Source organism: Streptomyces xylophagus (assembly GCF_000716435.1).
Classification (GTDB): Bacteria; Actinomycetota; Actinomycetes; order Streptomycetales; family Streptomycetaceae; genus Streptomyces; species Streptomyces xylophagus.
The window spans coordinates 1-685 of sequence record NZ_JNWO01000106.1 but is presented as its reverse complement, the minus strand read 5'-3'; the positions used below and the strand labels follow the sequence as shown (position 1 = coordinate 685).

The 685-nt window shown below is 69.5% G+C and carries 1 protein-coding gene; it reads left to right on the top strand.

Annotation, left to right across the window (positions count from 1 at the left end; all coding sequences use genetic code 11):
* Positions 1–279: 279 nt before the first annotated feature.
* Positions 280–685 (top strand): amino acid permease (locus OO70_RS50490; protein WP_043688302.1); only part of this gene is annotated, 406 nt, incomplete at its 3' end.

Sequence of the window (685 nt, the reverse complement as noted above, 5' to 3'; positions counted from 1 at the left end):
GCGCCGTGGAAGTACGTCGCCGAGGCGCCGGACCGGTGGCTGGAGCAGTTCGAACGAGCCCGCGACAAATGCCTGGCGGCTGCGGCGGGCGGCACACGGTACGCGGCACGGCGCCGGTGACCGGCCGCCGAAGCACCTGTCGGGCCCCGCCCCGCCGCCCCTCCCTCACCTCGCAGGCCACCGCTGGCCCCTGGTCTTTCCCTCGTCCCCCCATTTGTGGAGGTATTTCCGTTGTCTTCCCCAAGAACCACCCACCGCCGCGCCCCAAGCGATGAGGACATGTTGCGGCAGCTCGGCTACAAGCCCCAACTGGCCCGCCGTATGGGCCCGTTCGGAAATTTCGCGCTCAGCTTCTCCATCATCTCGGTGCTGTCCGGGTGCATGACCCTGTTCGCGTTCGGGCTCATCACGGGCGGTCCGACGGTCATGCTGTGGGGCTGGGCCTTCGTCGGTCTGACCGTACTGTGCCTGGGTGCCGCGCTCGCCGAGGTCACCTCCGCCTACCCCGTCGCCGGCGCCCTCTTCTACATGGCCGGCAGACTCGGCGGCCCCAAGTGGGGCTTCTATACCGGGTACTTGAACCTGCTGGGCCTGCTCGGCGGCATGGCCGGCGGCAGCTACGGCATGTCGCTGTTCGTCGGCGCCTGGCTCAACCTTCAGTGGGGCTTCACCCCCACCCCCGGCC